Source organism: Janibacter corallicola NBRC 107790 (assembly GCF_001570965.1).
GTDB lineage: Bacteria > Actinomycetota > Actinomycetes > Actinomycetales > Dermatophilaceae > Janibacter > Janibacter corallicola.
Genome location: NZ_BCSR01000016.1, coordinates 35,349 through 54,279 on the forward strand (window position 1 = coordinate 35,349; position 18,931 = coordinate 54,279).

Below are 18,931 nucleotides of genomic sequence, written 5' to 3' on the forward strand. Positions count from 1 at the left end.
CCCCCACACGAGGTGCTGCTGGCAGCATCTCGCGTCAGGGGCGGGTCAGCGGCGTGACCTCGCGCACGACCCGGCGCTCCTCGACGAAGGCGACGAAGGGGATGCAGGCCAGCAGGATCGTGGCGATCATCCGACCGACCGACCAGTTCACCTTGAAGCCGAGGTTGGCGGTCGCGACGGCGAAGACCATGAAGATCAGGCCGTGCACCGGCGACCACCACGACAGCACGTCATTGCCCATCCCGTACTTGAGGACCATCTCGAGGATGAGGACGAACATCGCCAGACCGGCCACGACCGCGCTCACGCGGAAGAACCCCAGCCCGGTGCCGATCGCCTTGGTCTCCGCGTCGGTCCTCGTCTGCTGTTCGGCGCTCACGGCACCCTCTCCTTCTCCTCGGCGGCCTCGGCCGCCTCGTCGTCCTCACGGCGCGCCGCCTGGCGCACCATCTTCAGCCACATCCACAGCGCGAAGGTCGAGAACATCCACCACTGGACCGCGTACATCGCGTTGCGGAACTTCATCGAGGTGTCCGGCAGCGGTGGCGGTACCCGTTCCAGTCCCGGGGCGGACTCCTGCCCGTCCTCGCTGATCGCGAACGCGAAGCCGGTGTAGATCGACCCGGGCCACTCGTTGACCAGCCTCGAGATGTCGACCGAGGTCATTGATCCCTTCGGCAGGCCGGCGTCCTCACTGGGCGCCTCCGGTGGTGCCAACGACCCACGCAGCTCGATGGTGCCCGAAGGGGGCTCCGGCGCGGCTTCCCCCTTCGGGACCCACCCGCGGACCACCGCGAGATTGGCACCGCCGTCCTCGACGACGAAGCGATCGACCACCCAGGTGACCTTCTGGCCCTCGAACCGTCGGTCGACCACGAGGCGTTGCCCCTTCGCGTAGTGGCCGGTGGCGGTGACCCGCTGGCCCGACCCGTCGTCGGGGAAGGTGTCGTGCGGGTCCAGCACCTCGCCGAGCGGTTTAACCGGCCGGTCCTGGATCTCCCGGACCGCGTCCGCGCGACCCTCGCTGTGGGCCACATCCCACTGCCAGCGCCCGGCGATGACGCCGAGCACGGCAAGGACCAGGGCCACGACGAGCAGCCCCAGCCAGCGGGGTCGAAGGGCGGTCCGAAGCATCCGCTCAGGCTACGTGGCTCGCCTGAGTGACCCGTCAGCCCCCGCGGCGCCCACGGGACGGCGCTCACCGCACCGTCGGCAGCCCCAGCTCGACCTTGCGCGAGGGCCCGTGGGTGAAGGCGGTGACCGCCCGCACCTGCGGCTCGACGGGGTCGAGCCGCTGGTAGGCCTCCCCCTGCGACGGACGCGGGTCGGCCTCGCCGACGTTGGGCCAGAGCGAGAAGGCCCGCTCGGCCTGCGCGGTGATCGTCAGCGAGGGGTTCACCCCCAGGTTGGCCGAGACGGCGGAGCCGTCGACGACCGAGAGGCCGGAGTGGCCCCACAGTCGGTGGTAGGGGTCGACGACGCCGGTCGCCGGGGAATCGCTGATCGGCACCCCACCGAGGAAGTGGGCCGTCAGCGGGATGTCGAAGGCCTCGCCCCACGTCCCACCCGGGTAGGTCCTCATCCCGAGCCGCTCCGCCAGCCGCTCCGCGATGACCCTGATCCCCCGGTGCCCGGCCTCGATGTAGGTCGGGTTCTCCTCGCCGTGCCCCTGCCGGGAGGTCAGTCGCCGTCCACCGAGACGGCCACGTCCCAGCGAGGTCGTCAGCGAGTTGTCCAGGCTCTGCATGACCAGGCCGATCACGGTGCTGTCGGCGAAGTGGGCCCCCGGGGGGAACCAGGCGATCAGCGCCGGGATCTGCCGGGGCAGCTCCGCGAGGAGCTTCGCGATCCGGGGGGCGCGTCCGGTCTTCGGCGGCGCCAGGAGCGTGGTGAGCATCCCCATGGCGTCCGAGCCCTGGCCGTAGCGCACGTTCTCGATGTGCGTCGAGGAGTCCGGGTGGAAGGAGGAGGTGATGGCCACCCCCTTCGTCAGGTCGTCCGCCCCGGTGGGCGGACGCTCGGTGAGTGCCCCGACGAGCGCCTCGGAGTTGGTCCGGGTCAGCTCACCGAGCTTGTCGCTGATGCCGGGCAGCTCCCCGTCGTCCTTCATCCGGTGCAGCAGGTGCTGGGTGCCCCACGTCCCGGCGGCGAAGACCACGTGCCGTGCGGTCGTCACCCGGGCGCTGCGGTCACCGCGCCGGTCGGTCGCCTCGTGACGGACCCGGTAGAGCTCGTCGGCGCCCGCGGTGCCGGGCACGACCCCGACGCGGGTGACGGTGCGCATCGGGATGATCTGCGTCCCGAGCCCCTCGGCGAGGGCGAGGTAGTTCTTCATCAGGGTGTTCTTGGCGCCGTACCGGCACCCGACCATGCAGTTGCCGCACTCGACGCACGTGCTCCGGTCCGGCCCGGCGCCACCGAAGTACGGGTCGGCCACCGTGGTCCCCTGCGCATGGCCCCCCTCCTCGGTGTCGAAGAAGACGCCGACGGGGGTCTTGCGGAAGGTCTCGGGGACCCCCATGTCCTCGGCCGCTGCGCGCATGACCTCCTCGACCGGCCCCTCGCAGGGGTTGGTGACCACGCCGAGCATGGAGCTCGCGACGTCGTAGTGCGGCTTGAGCTCGGCCTGCCAGTCGGTGATGTGGCCCCACTGCCGGTCCTTGAAGAAGACCTCGGGCGGCACGTAGAGCGTGTTGGCGTAGTTCAGCGAGCCACCGCCCACCCCGGCGCCGGCGAGGATCATCACGTCCTTGAGCAGGTGGACCCGCTGGATGCCGTAGCAGCCCAGCTTCGGGGCCCACAGGAAGTTCTTCAGGTCCCAGCTCGTCCGCGCGAAGTCCTCGTCCTCGAAGCGCCGACCGGCCTCGAGGACGGTGACCCGGTACCCCTTCTCCGAGAGACGAAGGGCGGCGACGGATCCGCCGAAACCGGAGCCGACGACCAGGACGTCGGTGTCGACCGTCGTCTGCAGCTGCGGAGTGTCGCTCACTTGATGCCCATCGCCTTCATCGCCCGCAGGCCGGTGGAGAGCACCCGCGCGTAGGCCTTGTCGCTCAGCCCGTGCGAGGCGGCGATCGGCAGCAGGTGCTGCGCCGCGACCGTCTGCGCCTCGGTGTAGCGCAGGATGCCCTCGGCGCCGTGCCGCCGGCCGACGCCGGAGGCCTTCATCCCGCCCATCGGGGCGCCCATCGAGGCCCAGGCCGCGCTGTAGGCCTCGTTGATGTTCACCGTCCCGGTCCGCAGCCGGGCCGCGACGCCGCGGGCCCGGGGGACGTCCCGGCACCAGATGGAGGAGTTCAGCCCGTACTCGGTGTCGTTGGCCAGGGCGATGGCCGCCTCGTCATCGGGCACGCGGGTGATCGCCACGAGCGGCCCGAAGGTCTCCTCGTCGCGACACCGCATGTCCGCGGTCACCCCCTCGAGGACGGTCGGCTCGAAGACGTACGGCCCCACCTCCGGCCGGTGCCGACCACCGGCGAGGACGCTCGCCCCCTTCGCCACGGCGTCATCGAGGTGGGCACGGACCGTCTCCAGCTGGGCGGGGCTGACGAGGGAGCCCATGTCGTAGCCGTAGGCCAGCTCCGTCCCCAGCCGCATCGCCTGGACCGCCTCGACGAAGCGCGGGACGAACTCGTCGGCGATCGACTCGTGGACCAGCAGCCGCTCGGTGGAGATGCACAGCTGGCCACTGCTGGAGAAGCACGCCCGCACTGCCCCCGCCACCGCGGTGTCGAGGTCGACGTCGTCGGTGACGTACACCGAGTTCTTGCCGCCGAGCTCCATGCTGAAGGAGACCAGCCGCTGCGCCGCCGAGGCCGCGACGCGCCGGCCGGTCGCGGTGGAGCCGGTGTAGGCGACGTAGTCCGCGGTGTCCACGATCGCCTGCCCGGCCTCGGAGCCGGTCCCGAGGACGACCTGGAGGACGCCCTGCGGCAGCCCGGCCCGGTAGAGCAGCTCGATCGCCGCGAGGGCGGTGAGGGAGCCCTGCTGGTCGGGACGGAGCACGACGGCGTTGCCGGCCATGAGCGCCGGGAGCGCGTCGGTGATGGCCAGGCTGAGCGGGTAGTTCCACGGGGAGACGATCCCGACGACGCCGACCGGGTGGTGCAGCACACGGGTCTGGGTGAGCACGGGGTAGGCGCCGAGCACGCGGCGCGGCCGCAGGTGGGACTCGGCGGTGCGCGCGTAGTAGCGGGAGGCCATCGCGGTGTCCGCGATCTCCTCGAAGGCATTGGCCCGGGTCTTGCCGGACTCGATCTGGACCAGGTCGAGCAGCTCCACCTGGTGGGTGAGCACCAGGTCGTGGAAGCGCAGCAGGATCCGCTTGCGCTCGGCGAAGGGGGTACCGGCCCACCGTGCCTGCGCGGCGCGGGCGGACGCGACGGCCGACTCGACGTCCGCGGCCGAGGAGAGCGGGAGCGCCGCGATCGGCGCCCCGGTCATCGGCGAGTTCATCGTGAAGGTCTCCGCCCGTGGCCCGGCGACGACCCGCGCGGCGAGGCGACGCGAACGGCTCGGGGCCACGACGTACGTGGCCGTGGGGTCCAGCTCCGGATCGGCGATGGTCTCGGAAGTCATTACTCCAGAGTAATCCTCCGCGCCGCCGACGACCATCGGAAGGATCCCGTCGTGAGACGTCCGTGGATCAGCTCGGCTGGTGCGGCGCGACGACGACCTCGATGCGCTGCAGCTCCTTGACCTCGGTGTACCCGGTGGTGGCCATCGCCCGGCGCAGCGCGCCGACGAGGTTGGTCGTGCCGTCGGCGACCCGGCTCGGGCCGAAGAGGACCTCGTGCAGCGGGGCGACCTGGCCGACCTCGACGCGGGCGCCGCGCGGCAGCTCCGGGTGGTGGGCCTCGGCGCCCCAGTGGAAACCGCGTCCCGGGGCGTCGGCGGCCCGCGCGAGGGCGGCGCCGAGCATCACCGCGTCGGCACCGCAGGCGATCGCCTTGACGATGTCTCCGCTCGTGCCGAGGCCGCCGTCGGCGATGACGTGCACGTACCGACCACCCGACTCGTCGAGGTAGTCCCGGCGGGCGGCCGCGACGTCGGCGACCGAGCTGGCCATCGGGGCCTGGATGCCTAGGGCCTGCCGGGTCCGGTGCGCCGCTCCCCCGCCGAAGCCGACGAGCACCCCAGCCGCCCCGGTGCGCATCAGGTGCAGCGCAGCGGTGTAGGTCGCGGCGCCACCGACGATGACCGGCACGTCGAGCTCGTAGATGAAGCGCTTGAGGTTCAGTGGCTCGGCCCGGCTGCTCACGTGCTCGGCCGAGACGGTCGTGCCCCGGATGACGAAGAGGTCGACGCCGGCGTCGACGACGGTGCGCCAGTGCTGCTGGGTGTGCTGCGGGCTGAGCGCGCCGGCGACGGTCACGCCCGCCTCGCGGATCTCGCGCAGCCGCTCCGTGATCAGCTCCGGCACGATCGGCGCGGAGTAGATCTCCTGCATCCGCGCGGTGGCGACCGCGGGGTCGAGCGAGGCGATCTCGGCGAGCAGCGGCTCGGGGTCCTCGTAGCGGGTCCACAGCCCCTCGAGGTCGAGCACGGGTAGCCCCCCGGCCTCACCGAAGGTGATCGCCGTCGTCGGAGACATCACCGAGTCCATCGGCGCCGCGATGACCGGCATCTCGAAGTGGTAGGCATCGATCTGCCAGTCCAGCGACACCTCCTCCGGGTCGCGGGTGCGCCGGCTCGGCAGCACCGCGATGTCGTCGAAGGAGTAGGCCCTGTGGCCCCGCTTGCCCCGTCCGATCTCGATCTCGTTCACCCGGCCACCCTACGGGTTTGGTCCAGCCGGTGATGCAGGCGCATAATTGGTTGGCCGATGCATGCAACTGTCGCACTCGGCGCCCGTGGCAACGAGGCCACCACCTCGACCCACGACCCATCGCGCACCCCGTAGGAGACGCCCGTGCCGTCCACCTCCAAGCACGACCCCGATCTGCTCGAAGAGTATCCGGAGAAGATCGACGCCGCGGTCCTCAAGGTCGCCGGCGTCGTCGTCCTCGGGATGATCATGGCGATCCTCGACATCACCGTCGTCAACGTCGCCCTGCCCCACTTCCAGACCGATCTCGCCCCCGGTGACACCCCGCTGGACTACTCGACCGTCGCCTGGACCGTCACGGCCTACACGCTCGCGCTGGCCAGCGTCATCCCGCTGACGGGGTGGGCCGCGGACCGCTTCGGCACCAAGCGCCTCTACCTGACGGCGATCGTCCTGTTCGCCCTCGGCTCGACGCTGTGCGCCTTCGCACCGAACATCCACCTGCTCATCAGCGCCCGGGTCGTCCAGGGCCTCGGCGGCGGGATGCTCATGCCGCTCGGCATGACGATCATGACCCGCGCCGCGGGTCCGAAGCGCATCGGTCGACTGATGTCCATCCTCGGTATCCCGATGCTGCTGGGCCCCATCGGGGGCCCGATCCTCGGCGGCTGGCTCATCGACAACGCCCACTGGCTGGACCGCCCCAGCTGGACGTGGATCTTCATGATCAACCTGCCGATCGGCATCATCGCCTTCCTCTACGCCTCGATCGTGCTGCCCAAGGACCACACCCAGCCCAGCGAGTCCATCGACCTCGTCGGCCTGGCCCTGATGTCCCCCGGCCTGGCCCTCTTCCTCTACGGGGTCTCGTCCATCCCGGACGCCGGCACCTTCGCCGACGCCGAGGTGCTCGTCCCGATGATCGTCGGCGCGGTGCTCATCGCCGCCTTCGGCTGGTGGTCGATGAAGCCGAAGCACCCGCTGCTGGACCTGCGACTCCTCGGCAACCGGCAGTTCTCCGTGGCGGCCCTGACGATGTTCCTCTTCGCCTGCGCCTTCTTCGGTGCCCTGCTGCTCATGCCGACCTACTTCCAGCAGGTGCGCGGGGAGAGCACGTTCGACGCCGGGCTGCTCATGGCGCCACAGGGTCTGGGTGCGATGGTGACGATGCCGATCGCGGGCGCGCTCGTCGACCGCTTCCCCGTCGGCCGGATCGTGCCGGTGGGCATCGCGCTGATCGCCGGCGGGATGTTCACCCTCACCCAGCTGACCGCGGAGTCCAGCTACTGGGGCTTCGTCATCCCGGTCCTCTTCGTCATGGGGCTGGGCATGGGCGCGACGATGATGCCGCTGATGACCAGCTCGCTCAAGGCGCTCGTCGGGCCGCAGGTCGCCCGCGGCTCGACGATGCTGAACATCATCCAGCAGGTCGCCAGCTCCTTCGGCGTGGCCATCGCCTCGGTGCTGCTCACCCGCGGCTACAACCAGCACCCGCTCATCGGGCAGGCGCAGGCCTTCGGCGAGGCGAGCAAGGGCGTGAAGGACCCGAGCGCCATCCAGCAGCTGCTGGAGAAGTTCCCCGAGGTCGGGAAGGTCGCGGCCACGGTCAACGACCCGGGCGCCATGGCCCAGGCGCTGCAGACGGCCGTCCACAGCGACATGGCCGAGGCCTTCGCCTCGACCTACTGGGTCTCGGCCTTCCTGTGCCTGGTGACCTTCGTCGTCGCGCTCTTCCTCCCGCGCAAGCACGAGGAGAGCCACATGCTCGACGAGGAGGAGGACGAGGCGGCCACGCCCGTCGCCTCCTGACGGGACACGACGGGCGAAGGGGGGTCGGAACCACCACCGACCCCCCCTTCGTCGTGCATGGTGGAGACCCACGTACGAGAGGGAAGAGCCCGATGCCGAGACTCAGGGGCGCCGCAGCCGTCCTGACCGCCGCCGAGACGGCGCGCCAGTGGGCGCGCAGCAATCCCGACCAGGCCGAGGCCTACATCGACAAGGCCGTCGGCTTCATCGACCGGCGCACCGGCGGGAAGTACCACTCCAAGGTCACCGGACTCTCCGGCCACGCCAAGAAGGCCCTGACCGGCCGCCCGGCGGTGGGTGGAGCGACCGTCGAGGGCGAGACGGCCCCGGAGGAGCCGCGGCGCCGGTTCCCGGACGCCCGCCACTGACTCAGACCTCTGTCTCCTCGAGCACCCGCAGCACGTTGCGGTGCCCCAGGGCCGTCAGGTCCGAGCGGGACCAGCCCCGCTCCCCCAGCGCCGTGAAGAGTCGCGGGTAGCTCGCGACGTCCTCCAGCCCCACCGGGGTCTCGTCGACGCCGTCGTAGTCGGCGCCGATGCCGAGGTGCTCGATCCCGACCACCTCGCGCAGGTGCTCGACGTGGGCGATGACGTGCTCGATCGTCGCCACCGGGTCCGGTACGACGTCGGTGCGGCCGAGCACCTCGTCCGCGCGGGCCTGGCTCACGAACTTCGGCACGACATTCGCCATGACGATGCCGCCGTTGCCGGGGATGCGCTCGAGGACGTCGTCGGGGACGTTGCGCGGGTGGTCGCACACCGCACGGGCCCCCGAGTGACTGAACATCACCGGCAGCCGGGTGGCGTCCAGCGCGTCGTGCATCGTCTCGGCGCTGACGTGGGAGAGGTCGACCACGACGCCCAGGTCGTTCATCCGCGCGACGACCTCCCGGCCGAAGTCGGTCAGGCCGCCGTGCTCGCGCTCGTCCGTCGCCGAGTCGGCCCACTCGGTGTTGTCGTTGTGCGTCAGCGTCATGTACCGGACCCCGCGGCCCGCGAAGGCCTCCAGCGTCTCCAGCGAGCCGGCGATGCAGTGCCCGCCCTCCATGCCCGTCAGCGCCGCGTGGTGGCCCCGGTCCCAGGCCCGGCGCACGTCCGCGGCCGTGCGGGCCGGCACCATCTCCTCGTAGCGGGCGCACATCGCCTCGACGAAGTCGATCTGCTCGTGGGTCGCGGTCACGGCCTCCTGCCCCTGCAGCGAGGTCGGCACCCAGACCGACCAGAGCTGGGCGGCCAGGCCCCCTTCGCGCATCCGCGGCAGGTCGGTGTGCAGCTGCGGCTGCGGCTGCGAGATGTCGCACGCGTCGAGGTCGTAGGAGGCCAGCTCCCGGTGGTGCCAGGGGAGGTCGTTGTGCCCGTCGAGGACCCGGATGCTCGCGTGGTTGCTCATGTCGTCAGTCAACCACCGCGCCGCGGCCGGCCGGCACTCCCGGGGTGCATGCTGGGGGTCATGGACCTCGGAGACAACGCCATCACCGACGTCCCGGGCATCCGGGTCGGCCACGCCACCCGTGACGAGCCCGGCTGGCTCACCGGAAGCACCGTCGTGGTCCCCCCGCCGGGCAGCACCGGCGGGGTGGACGTGCGCGGGGGCGGCCCGGGCACCCGGGAGACCGACCTGCTGGACCCGCGCAACGCCGTCACGACGGTGGACGCGGTGCTCCTCTCCGGGGGCAGCGCCTTCGGGCTCTCGGCCGCGGACGGGGTGCTCGCCGAGCTCGTCGACGCCGGCCGCGGCTGGCCCGTCGGCGCCGAGCCGGGGCAGGTCGTGCCGATCGTGCCGGGCGCCATCATCTTCGACCTCGGCCGCGGCGGCGCCTGGCGCCACCACCCCGGCCCGGAGGAGGGGCGGGCCGCCTTCCGCGCGGCGGACTCCGGACGCGTGGCCGAAGGGAGCGTCGGCGCGGGCACCGGGGCGGTCGCCGGCGGCCTCAAGGGCGGCATCGGCACCGCGAGCGCGCGCCTCCCCGACGGCGGGACCGTCGGGGCCCTCGTCGCGGTCAACGCCGTCGGCTCCCCCCTCTCCCCCAGCGGCGAGCTGCTCGGAGCCGACCTGCTCCGGGACGGCGAGGTCGACCTGCCGCGGCCGGACCCCGCTGCCGCGCAGACCTACTGGGACCGGTGGGCCGCAGAGATGGCCGCGCTGCGCGCCGGGACCGCGACCACGCTCGCGGTCGTCGCGACCGACCTCGAGCTGGACAAGGCAGGGTGCGCGACGCTGGCCCGGGTCAGCCACGACGGGTTCGCCCGGGCGATCAGCCCGGTGCACACCCCCTTCGACGGGGACACGGTCTTCGCCCTCTCGACGAAGGGGGCCGGGCCGCCCACCCCCTTCGCCACCGTCGAGCTGCACACGGCCGCAGCCGACTGCGTCACCCGCGCGATCGTGCGGGCCGTGCTGGCGGCCGGCACGGTGGACCGCTCCGCGGAGGGCGGGGTGGTCGCCTCCTCCTACCGGGAGGCGATCGCTCAGCCGAGCGAGTAGTTCGGCGCCTCGACCATGCCCTGGATGTCGTGGGGGTGGCTCTCCTTGAGGGAGGCGGAGGTGATCCGCACGAACTTCCCCTTCTCCTGCAGCTCGGGGATCGTGCCGGCACCGACGTAGAACATCGACTGCCGCAGCCCGCCGACCATCTGGTGGGCCACCTGGGCGAGGGTGCCGCGGTAGGCGACCCGCCCCTCGATGCCCTCCGGCACGATCTGGTCGTCGCTCGTAACCTCGGCCTGGAAGTAGCGGTCCTTGGAGAAGGACTTCTTGCCGCGGCTGCTCATCGCGCCGAGGCTGCCCATGCCGCGGTAGGCCTTGAACTGCTTGCCCCCGATGAAGATCAGCTCACCGGGGCTCTCCTCGCAGCCGGCCAGCAGCGAACCGATCATCACGGTGTCGGCGCCCGCGACCATCGCCTTGGCGATGTCCCCGGAGAAGTGCAGGCCACCGTCGGCGATGACGGGCACGCCGGCCGGGCGGGCCACCCGTGCCACGTCGTTGACCGCGGTGATCTGCGGTGCGCCGACGCCGGTGACGATGCGGGTGGTGCAGATCGAGCCCGGGCCGACGCCGACCTTGATCGCGTCGGCGCCGACGTCGAGGAAGGCCTGGGCCCCCTCGCTCGTCGCGACGTTGCCGCCGATGACCTCGACGTGCCGGGTTGCCGGGTCGGACTTCAGGCGCTGGACCATCTCCAGCAGCAGCCGGACGTGGCCGTGGGCGGTGTCGGCGACGAGCACGTCGACGCCGGCCTCGATGAGGCGGGTCGCGCGCTCCCACGCGTCGCCGAAGTACCCGATCGCGGCGCCGACCATGAGCCGCCCCTGGCCGTCCTTGGTGGCGTTGGGGAACTGCTCGCTCTTGACGAAGTCCTTGACGGTGATCAGGCCGCGCAGGTGGTTCCCCGCGTCGACGAGCGGGAGCCGCTCCAGCTTGTGCCGCCGCAGCAGCAGCGTGGCGTCCTCGCGGGAGATCCCCTCCGGGGCGGTGATGAGCGGCATGTGCGTCATCACCTCGTGCACCCGCGTGGTCGCCCACTCGGCCACCGGGGTGAAGCGCAGGTCGCGGTTGGTGATGATGCCGATGAGCACGTTGTCGGCGTCGACGACGGGGAGCCCGGAGACGCGGTACTCGCCGCAGACGGCGTCCAGCTCCTCGAGGGTCGCGTCCCGACCGATCGTCACCGGGTTGTCCACGATCCCCGTCTGGGTCCGCTTCACGAGGTCGACCTGGTAGGCCTGGTCGTCGATGGACAGATTCCGGTGCAGCACACCGATGCCGCCCTGGCGGGCCATCGCGATCGCCATCCGCGACTCGGTGACGGTGTCCATCGCCGCGGAGACGAGCGGGGTGCGGATGCTGATCTGCCGGGTCAGGCGACTCGTCGTGTCCAGGTCACCGGGGTCGTACTCGCTGTAGCCCGGCAGCAGCAGGACGTCGTCGTAGGTCAGGCCGACCTTCGCGAAGGGGTCCGGGCTCTCGGGACGGATGGGGGCAGATTCGCTGGAGGCGCCGAAATCCATTGCCCCATCCTAGGTCACCGCGACGGGCGCCCTCGACGTGACCATTCCCTGACCAAGGCGTCCATTTTCGTCCCGAACCCTTACTCCACAACGGTTCGGCGCTGGTCGCCCGACTCGTACCTTGATGGGGCAGAACATCGGCGGCGCTGCCGCCGACGGTGAGTCGTGTTCGAAAGGTGCAGCAGATGGCTCAGGTGCCAACACCCCCGGGACCGGTCGCCGATCGGTGGGAGTGGCAGTTCGACGGCGCCTGCCGGGACACGGGTAGCGAGTCCTTCTACCACCCGGACGGGGAGCGGGGCGCCGCGCGCCGCATGCGCGATGCCGCCGCCAAGGAGATCTGCGCCCACTGCCCGGTCATCGGCTCCTGCCGGGAGCACGCCCTCGCCCTCCGCGAGCCCTTCGGGGTCTGGGGCGGGCTGACCGAGGACGAGCGGGCCGCCATCCTGCGCGAGCGCGACCTCGAGCGCGTGGGTCTCGCCGGCTGAGGCGGGGCACTCCCCCTTCGCCCGGGCCGACCCGGTCACGGGCACGTAGGCTTGCCACCGTGTCCACCGCAGAGCCCGTCCACATCCGCGACGACGCCATCCGGCTGGGGCAGCTGCTGAAGCTGGCCTCCCTCGTCGAGGACGGCGTGAGCGCGCGCGAGGTCATCGCCGAGGGCCTGGTCACCGTCGACGGCGAGGTCGAGACGCGGCGCGGGGCGCAGATCGCTGCCGGGTCGGTCGTCGAGCTGGGCGGGCAGCGCATCGAGGTCGTCACCGGGGAGCCCGAGATCGACGTCCCCTGGTGAGCCGCCGGGTCACTGCCCGGCGAGCATCCAGTCCAGCGCCTCCTCGACGTGGATCGTGGTCGTGTCGTGCATCGGCACGGGGCAGTCGTCCTCGTCCAGGAGCAGTCCGATCTCGGTGCCGGCGAGCACCACACCCTCGGCGCCGCGCTCGGCCATCCCCTGCATGACCTGCCGGAACTTCTTGCGCGAGGAGTCCTTGATGATGCCGTGGACCAGTTCCTCGTAGATCATCCGGTCGACCTCGGCGCACTCCTCCTCCAGGGGGAGGATCACCTCGATGCCCCGCTCCCGGAAGGGCCGGGTGTAGAAGTCCTGCGCCATCGTCGTCGCGGTCGCGACGAGCCCGACCGTGCGCTGGCGCGCCGCCTGCACCCGACCGGCCGTGGCCTCGGCGATGTGCACGACGGGGACGTCCAGGGCCCCGGAGACCTGGTCGGCGACCGCGTGCATCGTGTTCGCGGCGATGAGGACGGCCTCGGCGCCGCCGTCCTGCAGGCTGCGCCCGGCCGTGACGAGCTGCTGGGCCATCGAGTCCCAGTCGTCGGCGTTCTCGGCGTCGTCGACCGGCTGGAAGTCGACGCTGTGGATGAGGACCCTGGCGCTGTGCAGGCCACCGAGGCGCGCCTCGACCCCTTCGTTGAGGCGGCGGTAGTACTCCGCCGTCGCGGACCAGCCCAAGCCGCCGATGACACCGAGGAGACGCATGGCCACATGCTACCCAGCCGTAGGTCGCGCGCAGCGGGGGCGGATCCCGCATGACGGGCCGGTGCGCGGCACCGACGCGAGGCGTCATACCCTGCCTGACGTGAAGGTCCTGCTGCTCGAGAACATCCACGCCGCCGCCCGAGACGCCCTCGCCGAGGCCGGATTCGAGGTGGAGACCCGTTCGGGGGCCCTCGACGAGGAGGAGCTGATCGCGGCCCTCGAGGGCGTCGACATGGTCGGCATCCGCTCCAAGACCCAGGTCACCGACACGGTCCTGCGGGCCCGCCCGGAGCTGAAGGTGATCGGCGCCTTCTGCATCGGCACCAACCAGATCGACCTCGACGCCGCGGCCCAGGCCGGCACGGTCGTCTTCAACGCCCCCTTCTCCAACACCCGCAGCGTCGTCGAGCTCGCGCTGGCCGAGATCATCGCGCTCGCCCGCCACCTGACCGACAAGAACGCCGCGCTGCACAGGGGCGTCTGGGACAAGTCGGCCAAGGGCGCCCACGAGGTCCGCGGCCGGACCCTGGGCATCATCGGCTACGGCAACATCGGCAGCCAGCTCTCCGTCGTCGCCGAGGCCTTCGGGATGCACGTCTACTTCTACGACCTCGACGACAAGCTCCCGATGGGCAACGCCAAGAAGTGCGACAGCCTCGAGGAGCTGCTCTCGACCTGCGAGACGATCACGCTGCACGTCGACGGGCGCCCGGGCAATGCGGGCAACTTCGGCGCCGAGGAGTTCGCGCGGATGCTGCCGCGCAGCCTCTTCCTCAACCTCTCCCGTGGGTTCGTCGTCGACCTGGAGGCGCTGCGGGACAACCTCGTCTCCGGGCACATCGCCGGTGCCGCCGTCGACGTCTTCCCGGAGGAGCCGAAGAAGGCCGGCGCCCCCTTCGAGAACGTCCTCCAGGGCATCCCCAACGTCATCCTGACCCCGCACGTCGGCGGCTCCACCGAGGAGGCGCAGCTGGACATCGGGCACTACGTCTCGGGCAAGCTGCGCGACTGGGCGAGCACCGGCGCGACGACGATGTCGGTCAACGTGCCCGGCGTCTCGGCGCCTGTCGCCCCCGGCACCACCCGCATCCTGCACCTGCACCGGAACGTGCCGGGCGTGCTGGCCCGGGTCAACACGATCCTCTCCGAGGGCGGGGCGAACATCGACTCCCAGCAGCTGAGCACCAAGGGCGAGTACGGCTACGCCGTCACCGACCTCGCCGGCGCCCTGCCCGCCGACACCGAGCAGCGGCTGCGCGAGCTCGAGGAGAGCGTCGAGGTCAGGGTCATCGTCACCGCCTGATCCCCACCGGCTTCCGGTGCACGTCGTACGGCAGTTCGGACAATGCTTTGGTCTGCCGGCCCGGGATGCCGGGGATGGCTGGGACGAAGGGGGACGAACTGCCGTACGACACGCCGCCCGCCATCACCCGAAGAGCTGTAGCCGGCCCGCCGCGTCGAGGGCGAGCAGCACGCCGATGATGCCGAGCACCCAGCCCAGCATCGCGTCCGAGCGTCTCGCGAACCACGCATTGATCCGCGCGAGCAACGGCTCCACCCGGCCGGTCAGGGCCACCCGCAGGCCGAGGAGGAGCGCTGCCGGCGCGACCATGACGAGGACGTAGCCGACGAGCAGCCCGATCTGGCTCGCGCGGGCGTAACCCGAGGCCGCCAGCAGCCCCATCGCCGCGAGGTAGGGCAGCATCGAGGCCGCCTCGATGACCCCGGCGACGAGCGCCAGCACGACGACGGCGCGGGCGCTCGCGCGTTCGCCCACCACCGTGCTCCTGAGCCGCTCCACGCGGGTCGGTCCACCCCCACGGGCCTCCCGCCTGGCCCGTCGACGGGCCGCCGGCTTCTCGTCGAAGAGGAAGCTCGCCGCGAGGAGGCCCACCCCGACCACGAGCTGCGCCCAGGCCAGAGCGGGGTTGCCGGAGAGTCCGTCCGCGAAGCGGCGCAGGACGTCGACGCCGAGGAGCAACGCGATGCCGAGCACCCAGTAGAAGGCCGCGATGGTCAGCAGGTAGCCGAGCACGGGTCGCACCCGGATGCGCCGCTGCGCGAGCATCCACACCGGGATGCCGAGCGTCCCGACACTCGTCCCGTCGATGAGCGCGAGCACCACGAGCCCGCCGAGTGTGAGTTCCATACCCCTGCCTTTTTGATGCAGCCGTGCTGAATCAAGCGTAAGGGAAGAAGCACAGATGTGCGAACATGGGCGCGTGCCCAAGATCGTCGACCACGAGGCCCGCCGCGGCGAGATCGCGCTCGCCGTGCGGCGCCTCGTCGCGCGCGAGGGCCTCGCCGGCGCGACCGTGCGCGCGGTCGCCGAGGAGTCCGGATGGTCGATGGGCGCGGTGCGGTACTACTTCGCCAGCCAGGACCAGCTGCTCGTCTTCGCCGTGGAGTCGATGATGGAGCAGGTCACCGAGCGCGTCCTCCGGATCCGGGAACGGATGCCCGCCGGGCCGGACCGGGCGGCGGCGCTCATCGAGCAGCTCCTCCCCCAGGACCGGGAGCGTCGCGCGGAGTGCACGGTGTGGCTGGCGGCGCTGGCGCGGGCCCGGCACGACTCGGCCATGGACGAGCTGCGCCATCGGGCGTGGGCGGGCGAGCGCCACCTGCTCGCCCTGGCGATCTGCGACGCCCGCGGCGTGGTGGTCGACTTCGACCGCGACGAGGTCCCGGAGCGCCTCGTCGCGGACGTGGACGACCTGCAGCTGCGCGTCGACGGGGCGACGCTGATCTGGACGACCATGGCCGACCAGGTCAGCGGCCGCGACCTGTCGGTGACGGTGGGCACCTGGGTCGAGCAGCTCTCCTCCTGACACGGCGAAGGGGGCCGTCCACCAGCTGGTGGACGGCCCCCTTCGCCTCAGGGAGCAGGACCTCAGTGGGTGTGGCCGTGACCGGCCTCCTCCTCGTCCTCCTTCTTGTCCACGACGAGGCTCTCGGTGGTCAGGACCATCGAGGCGATCGAAGCGGCGTTGACCAGCGCGGAGCGGGTGACCTTGACCGGGTCGATGACACCGGCGGAGAGCAACTCGCCGTACTCACCGGTCGCGGCGTTCAGACCCTGACCGGGGGTCAGCTCCTGGACCTTCGCGACGGCGACGTAGCCCTCGAAGCCCGCGTTCTCGGCGATCCAACGCAGCGGCTCGACGACGGCCTTGCGCACGAGGTTGGCGCCGACCTGCTCGTCCTCGTCCTCGAGCGTGAGGGAGTCGAGCGAGGAGACGGCGTGCACGAGGGCGGAGCCGCCACCGGCGACGATGCCCTCCTCGATCGCGGCGCGCGTCGCGGAGATCGCGTCCTCGATGCGGTGCTTCTTCTCCTTGAGCTCGACCTCGGTGTGCGCGCCGACGGAGATGACGCAGACGCCACCGGCGAGCTTGGCGAGGCGCTCCTGGAGCTTCTCGCGGTCCCAGTCGGAGTCGGTCCGCTCGATCTCGGCCTTGATCTGGTTGACCCGGCCGTCGACGTCCTCCTTGGCACCCTCGCCGTCGATGATCGTCGTGTTGTCCTTGGTGACGACGACGCGGCGGGCCTGACCGAGGTCCTCGATCCCGACCTGGTCCAGCTTGAGGCCGACCTCCTCGGCGATGACCTGGCCGCCGGTGAGGATGGCCATGTCCTGGAGCATCGCCTTGCGGCGGTCACCGAAGCCGGGCGCCTTGAGCGCGACGACGTTGAAGGTGCCCTTGAGCTTGTTGACCACAAGGGTGGAGAGCGCCTCGCCGTCGACGTCCTCGGCGATGATGACGAGCGGCTTGCCCGACTGCACAACCTTCTCGAGGATCGGCAGGATCTCCTGGATGTTGGAGATCTTGCCCTGGTTGATGAGGATGTAGGCGTCCTCGAGGACGGCCTCCATGCGCTCGGCGTCGGTGACGAAGTAGGGGCTGATGTAGCCCTTGTCGAACTGCATGCCCTCGGTGAAGTCGAGCGCGGTCTCCGCGGTCGAGGACTCCTCGACCGTGATGACGCCGTCCTTGCCGACCTTGTCGAAGGCCTCGGCGATCGTGGAGCCGATGACCTGGTCCTGGGCGGAGAGGCCGGCGACCTGGCCGATCTCGTCCTTGCCCTCGAGCTCGCGCGCGTTCTCCAGCAGGCGGGCGGAGACGGTCTCCACCGCCTTGTCGATGCCACGCTTCAGGCCGGCCGGAGCCGCACCCGCGGCGACGTTGCGCAGGCCCTCGCGGACCATCGCCTGGGCGAGGACGGTCGCGGTGGTGGTGCCGTCACCGGCGACGTCGTTGGTCTTGGTCGCGACCTCCTTGGCGAGCTGGGCACCGAGGTTCTCGTAGGAGTCCTCGAGCTCGATCTCGCGGGCGATGGTCACGCCGTCGTTGGTGATGGTCGGCGCGCCCCAGGCCTTGTTGATGACGACATTGCGGCCCTTGGGGCCGAGCGTCACCTTGACGGCGTTGGCGAGCTGATCCACGCCCCGCTGGAGGGCGTCACGGGCGGAGTCGTTGAACTCCAGTTCCTTGGCCATGAGTGTCCTTTGTCTCTGCTGCGAAGGGGGGAAACGGCGACGCCCCGGAGGACCCGGGTGGGCCCGCCCGGGGCGTGCGTCGAAGCTGGGTGGCTGCTCGTCAGCCGACGATCGCGAGGACGTCGCGCGCGGAGAGGATCAGGTACTCCTCGCCGCCGTGCTTGACCTCGGTGCCGCCGAACTTGGAGTAGATGACGCGGTCGCCGACGGAGATGTCCATGGGGACGCGCTCGTCGCCGTCGTCGTTGAAGCGGCCGGGGCCGACGGCAACGACCTCGCCCTCCTGCGGCTTCTCCTTGGCGGTGTCCGGGATGACGAGGCCGGACGCGGTGGTCTGCTCGGCCTCGATGCCCTTGACGACGATCCGGTCCTCGAGCGGCTTGATGGAAACCGACACGCTGACTCCTTTGGTGAGGGTCTGGTTATGAGTTCTCGGTGTGCCGGGCCGGGCGCCGTCGCGGGGGTCGACCAGCCATGGCGTTGGCACTCGCCGGTGGTGAGTGCCAAGGTTTAATCTATGCCGCTGGTTGGCACTCGGTCAACCTGAGTGCCAGCCGGCTCCCACCCCCTTCGCCGCGCGGGCTCCCCCGGCCCCGTGATCAGCCGTGTGGCGCCCCCTTCGTCCGCGCCCCGGCGCCCACTTCGCAAGAGTTCCCTACGCTTCGCAGGAGTTCCACACTCTTGCGAAGCGGCGGTTTCTCGGGTCACCCGAGAATCGTCGCGGGGTTCCCCAGGATCGCGGGAGCGCCGTGGACAATGGCCGGGTGGATGTCCCGACCGTGCGCTGGCTCGCCTCCGAGGAGGGCCGGCGCGTGCTCGCCGGGCTGGGCGAGTACCGCGAGTCCGAGGCGGTCACGGTGGCCACGCGGCTGCGCGCCGAGGGGCTCGACGCCGACCGGGCCGCGGCCGTCCTCACCCAGCAGCGGCTGCGTGGGCGCGCCGTCGAGAAGTTCGGCGGGTCGGCGCAGGAGATGCTCTTCACCCCCGACGGGTTGGAGCAGGCCAGCCGGGGCGAGGTCGCGGCCGGCCATGCCGGGAGGTTCGCTGCCGCCGGCATCGACACCGCGCACGACCTCGGGTGCGGCATCGGCTCCGACGCCCTGGCCATGGCCGGGCGAGGCATCACCGTGCACGCCCTCGATGCCGATCCGGTGACCGCCGCGATCGCCGACGCCAACCTGCAGGCCCTCCCCGGCACCACGGCCGGCAGCCGGGCGCACCAAGGGCTCGCCGAGGACTTCATGCCACCGCACGGGCCGGAGCGGGAGCGCACCGGTGTCTGGCTCGACCCCGCCCGGCGCACCCCCGGACGCGCCGACCGGCAGGGCCGTACCCGCCGCGTCTTCCGG

At 71.3% G+C, this 18,931-nt stretch carries 19 protein-coding genes; 8 read left to right on the forward strand and 11 right to left on the reverse strand.

What is annotated here, in order from left to right:
• Positions 1–34: 34 nt before the first annotated feature.
• The 5 genes from JCO01S_RS08005 to JCO01S_RS08025 form a co-directional block, all read right to left on the reverse strand.
• On the reverse strand, positions 35–379 hold the full coding sequence (locus JCO01S_RS08005) for a DUF3817 domain-containing protein (protein WP_068253471.1): 345 nt from the start codon (positions 377–379) through the stop codon (positions 35–37).
• Positions 376–1,134 (reverse strand): SURF1 family protein, encoded by a 759-nt coding sequence (locus JCO01S_RS08010; RefSeq protein WP_068253474.1) that lies wholly within the window; start codon positions 1,132–1,134, stop codon positions 376–378. Before JCO01S_RS08010 ends, JCO01S_RS08005 begins: the two co-directional genes overlap by 4 nt.
• Before the next feature lie 64 nt (positions 1,135–1,198).
• Positions 1,199–2,989 (reverse strand): GMC oxidoreductase, encoded by a 1,791-nt coding sequence (locus JCO01S_RS08015; RefSeq protein WP_068253477.1) that lies wholly within the window; start codon positions 2,987–2,989, stop codon positions 1,199–1,201.
• Positions 2,986–4,578 carry a succinic semialdehyde dehydrogenase gene (locus tag JCO01S_RS08020; protein ID WP_068253478.1) on the reverse strand — a complete coding sequence of 531 codons (1,593 nt, stop codon included), beginning with the start codon at positions 4,576–4,578 and terminating at the stop codon, positions 2,986–2,988. The genes JCO01S_RS08015 and JCO01S_RS08020 overlap by 4 nt, the downstream gene beginning before the upstream one ends.
• 67 nt (positions 4,579–4,645) lie before the next feature.
• A complete protein-coding gene (locus JCO01S_RS08025) occupies positions 4,646–5,767 on the reverse strand; it encodes a GuaB3 family IMP dehydrogenase-related protein (protein ID WP_068253479.1) in 1,122 nt (373 codons plus the stop codon).
• A gap of 144 nt (positions 5,768–5,911) precedes the next feature.
• On the opposite strand from JCO01S_RS08025, the gene JCO01S_RS08030 reads away from it, so the two are divergent.
• Positions 5,912–7,576: a DHA2 family efflux MFS transporter permease subunit gene (locus tag JCO01S_RS08030; protein ID WP_084342744.1), complete on the forward strand. Its 1,665-nt coding sequence runs from the start codon at positions 5,912–5,914 to the stop codon at positions 7,574–7,576.
• A 92-nt stretch (positions 7,577–7,668) separates the two neighbouring features.
• Positions 7,669–7,944 carry an antitoxin gene (locus JCO01S_RS08035; RefSeq protein WP_068253482.1) on the forward strand — a complete coding sequence of 92 codons (276 nt, stop codon included), beginning with the start codon at positions 7,669–7,671 and terminating at the stop codon, positions 7,942–7,944.
• A gap of 1 nt (position 7,945) precedes the next feature.
• Here the strand turns inward: JCO01S_RS08035 and JCO01S_RS08040 are convergent, their stop codons facing one another.
• Complete coding sequence (locus tag JCO01S_RS08040; protein ID WP_068253485.1) at positions 7,946–8,965, reverse strand: dipeptidase; 1,020 nt, start codon at positions 8,963–8,965, stop codon at positions 7,946–7,948.
• A gap of 60 nt (positions 8,966–9,025) precedes the next feature.
• Between JCO01S_RS08040 and JCO01S_RS08045 the strand changes: the two genes are divergently transcribed.
• The gene (locus tag JCO01S_RS08045; protein WP_084342747.1) at positions 9,026–10,060 is read left to right on the forward strand and encodes a P1 family peptidase; all 1,035 of its coding nucleotides are present in this window, start codon (positions 9,026–9,028) and stop codon (positions 10,058–10,060) included.
• Here JCO01S_RS08045 and guaB read toward each other — a convergent pair.
• Positions 10,045–11,586 (reverse strand): IMP dehydrogenase, encoded by a 1,542-nt coding sequence (gene guaB / locus JCO01S_RS08050; RefSeq protein WP_068253491.1) that lies wholly within the window; start codon positions 11,584–11,586, stop codon positions 10,045–10,047. The two genes, JCO01S_RS08045 and guaB, sit on opposite strands and share 16 nt — an antisense overlap.
• A 185-nt stretch (positions 11,587–11,771) precedes the next feature.
• Here guaB and JCO01S_RS08055 point away from each other — a divergent pair, with 185 nt between their 5' ends.
• Positions 11,772–12,074, forward strand: a complete 303-nt coding sequence (locus tag JCO01S_RS08055; RefSeq protein ID WP_068253493.1) for a WhiB family transcriptional regulator — start codon at positions 11,772–11,774, stop codon at positions 12,072–12,074.
• 59 nt (positions 12,075–12,133) lie between these two features.
• Complete coding sequence (locus JCO01S_RS08060) at positions 12,134–12,379, forward strand: RNA-binding S4 domain-containing protein (RefSeq protein ID WP_068253496.1); 246 nt, start codon at positions 12,134–12,136, stop codon at positions 12,377–12,379.
• 9 nt (positions 12,380–12,388) lie between these two features.
• On the opposite strand, the gene JCO01S_RS08065 is transcribed toward JCO01S_RS08060, so the two are convergent.
• Positions 12,389–13,084 (reverse strand): aspartate/glutamate racemase family protein, encoded by a 696-nt coding sequence (locus JCO01S_RS08065; protein ID WP_068253500.1) that lies wholly within the window; start codon positions 13,082–13,084, stop codon positions 12,389–12,391.
• 100 nt (positions 13,085–13,184) lie between these two features.
• On the opposite strand from JCO01S_RS08065, the gene serA reads away from it, so the two are divergent.
• Positions 13,185–14,387 (forward strand): phosphoglycerate dehydrogenase, encoded by a 1,203-nt coding sequence (serA, locus tag JCO01S_RS08070; protein WP_068253503.1) that lies wholly within the window; start codon positions 13,185–13,187, stop codon positions 14,385–14,387.
• Positions 14,388–14,510: 123 nt separating this feature from the next.
• On the opposite strand, the gene JCO01S_RS08075 is transcribed toward serA, so the two are convergent.
• Positions 14,511–15,233, reverse strand: coding sequence for a GAP family protein (locus JCO01S_RS08075; protein WP_068253507.1), 723 nt, complete (start codon positions 15,231–15,233; stop codon positions 14,511–14,513).
• Between the two features lie 73 nt (positions 15,234–15,306).
• Here JCO01S_RS08075 and JCO01S_RS15900 point away from each other — a divergent pair, with 73 nt between their 5' ends.
• Positions 15,307–15,912 carry a TetR/AcrR family transcriptional regulator gene (locus tag JCO01S_RS15900; protein ID WP_068253516.1) on the forward strand — a complete coding sequence of 202 codons (606 nt, stop codon included), beginning with the start codon at positions 15,307–15,309 and terminating at the stop codon, positions 15,910–15,912.
• A 62-nt stretch (positions 15,913–15,974) separates the two neighbouring features.
• On the opposite strand, the gene groL is transcribed toward JCO01S_RS15900, so the two are convergent.
• Both groL and groES read right to left on the reverse strand, forming a co-directional pair.
• Positions 15,975–17,582 (reverse strand): chaperonin GroEL, encoded by a 1,608-nt coding sequence (gene groL / locus JCO01S_RS08085; protein WP_068253519.1) that lies wholly within the window; start codon positions 17,580–17,582, stop codon positions 15,975–15,977.
• A gap of 100 nt (positions 17,583–17,682) precedes the next feature.
• A complete protein-coding gene (gene groES / locus JCO01S_RS08090) occupies positions 17,683–17,979 on the reverse strand; it encodes a co-chaperone GroES (protein ID WP_068253522.1) in 297 nt (98 codons plus the stop codon).
• A 367-nt stretch (positions 17,980–18,346) separates the two neighbouring features.
• On the opposite strand from groES, the gene JCO01S_RS08095 reads away from it, so the two are divergent.
• Positions 18,347–18,931, forward strand: a 585-nt coding sequence (locus JCO01S_RS08095) for a DUF8688 domain-containing protein (protein ID WP_500778491.1), incomplete at its 3' end; no start/stop codon positions are given.

Excerpts from the sequence above, each read along its gene's own strand:
- JCO01S_RS08065 (WP_068253500.1), bottom strand. The coding sequence starts at position 13,084 with ATGCGTCTCCTCGGTGTCATCGGCGGCTTGGGCTGGTCCGCGACGGCG.
- JCO01S_RS08040 (WP_068253485.1), bottom strand. The coding sequence starts at position 8,965 with ATGAGCAACCACGCGAGCATCCGGGTCCTCGACGGGCACAACGACCTC.
- JCO01S_RS08055 (WP_068253493.1), top strand. The coding sequence starts at position 11,772 with ATGGCTCAGGTGCCAACACCCCCGGGACCGGTCGCCGATCGGTGGGAG.
- JCO01S_RS08020 (WP_068253478.1), bottom strand. The coding sequence starts at position 4,578 with ATGACTTCCGAGACCATCGCCGATCCGGAGCTGGACCCCACGGCCACG.
- groL (WP_068253519.1), bottom strand. The coding sequence starts at position 17,582 with ATGGCCAAGGAACTGGAGTTCAACGACTCCGCCCGTGACGCCCTCCAG.
- JCO01S_RS08075 (WP_068253507.1), bottom strand. The coding sequence starts at position 15,233 with ATGGAACTCACACTCGGCGGGCTCGTGGTGCTCGCGCTCATCGACGGG.
- guaB (WP_068253491.1), bottom strand. The coding sequence starts at position 11,586 with ATGGATTTCGGCGCCTCCAGCGAATCTGCCCCCATCCGTCCCGAGAGC.
- JCO01S_RS08035 (WP_068253482.1), top strand. The coding sequence starts at position 7,669 with ATGCCGAGACTCAGGGGCGCCGCAGCCGTCCTGACCGCCGCCGAGACG.
- JCO01S_RS08010 (WP_068253474.1), bottom strand. The coding sequence starts at position 1,134 with ATGCTTCGGACCGCCCTTCGACCCCGCTGGCTGGGGCTGCTCGTCGTG.
- JCO01S_RS08045 (WP_084342747.1), top strand. The coding sequence starts at position 9,026 with ATGGACCTCGGAGACAACGCCATCACCGACGTCCCGGGCATCCGGGTC.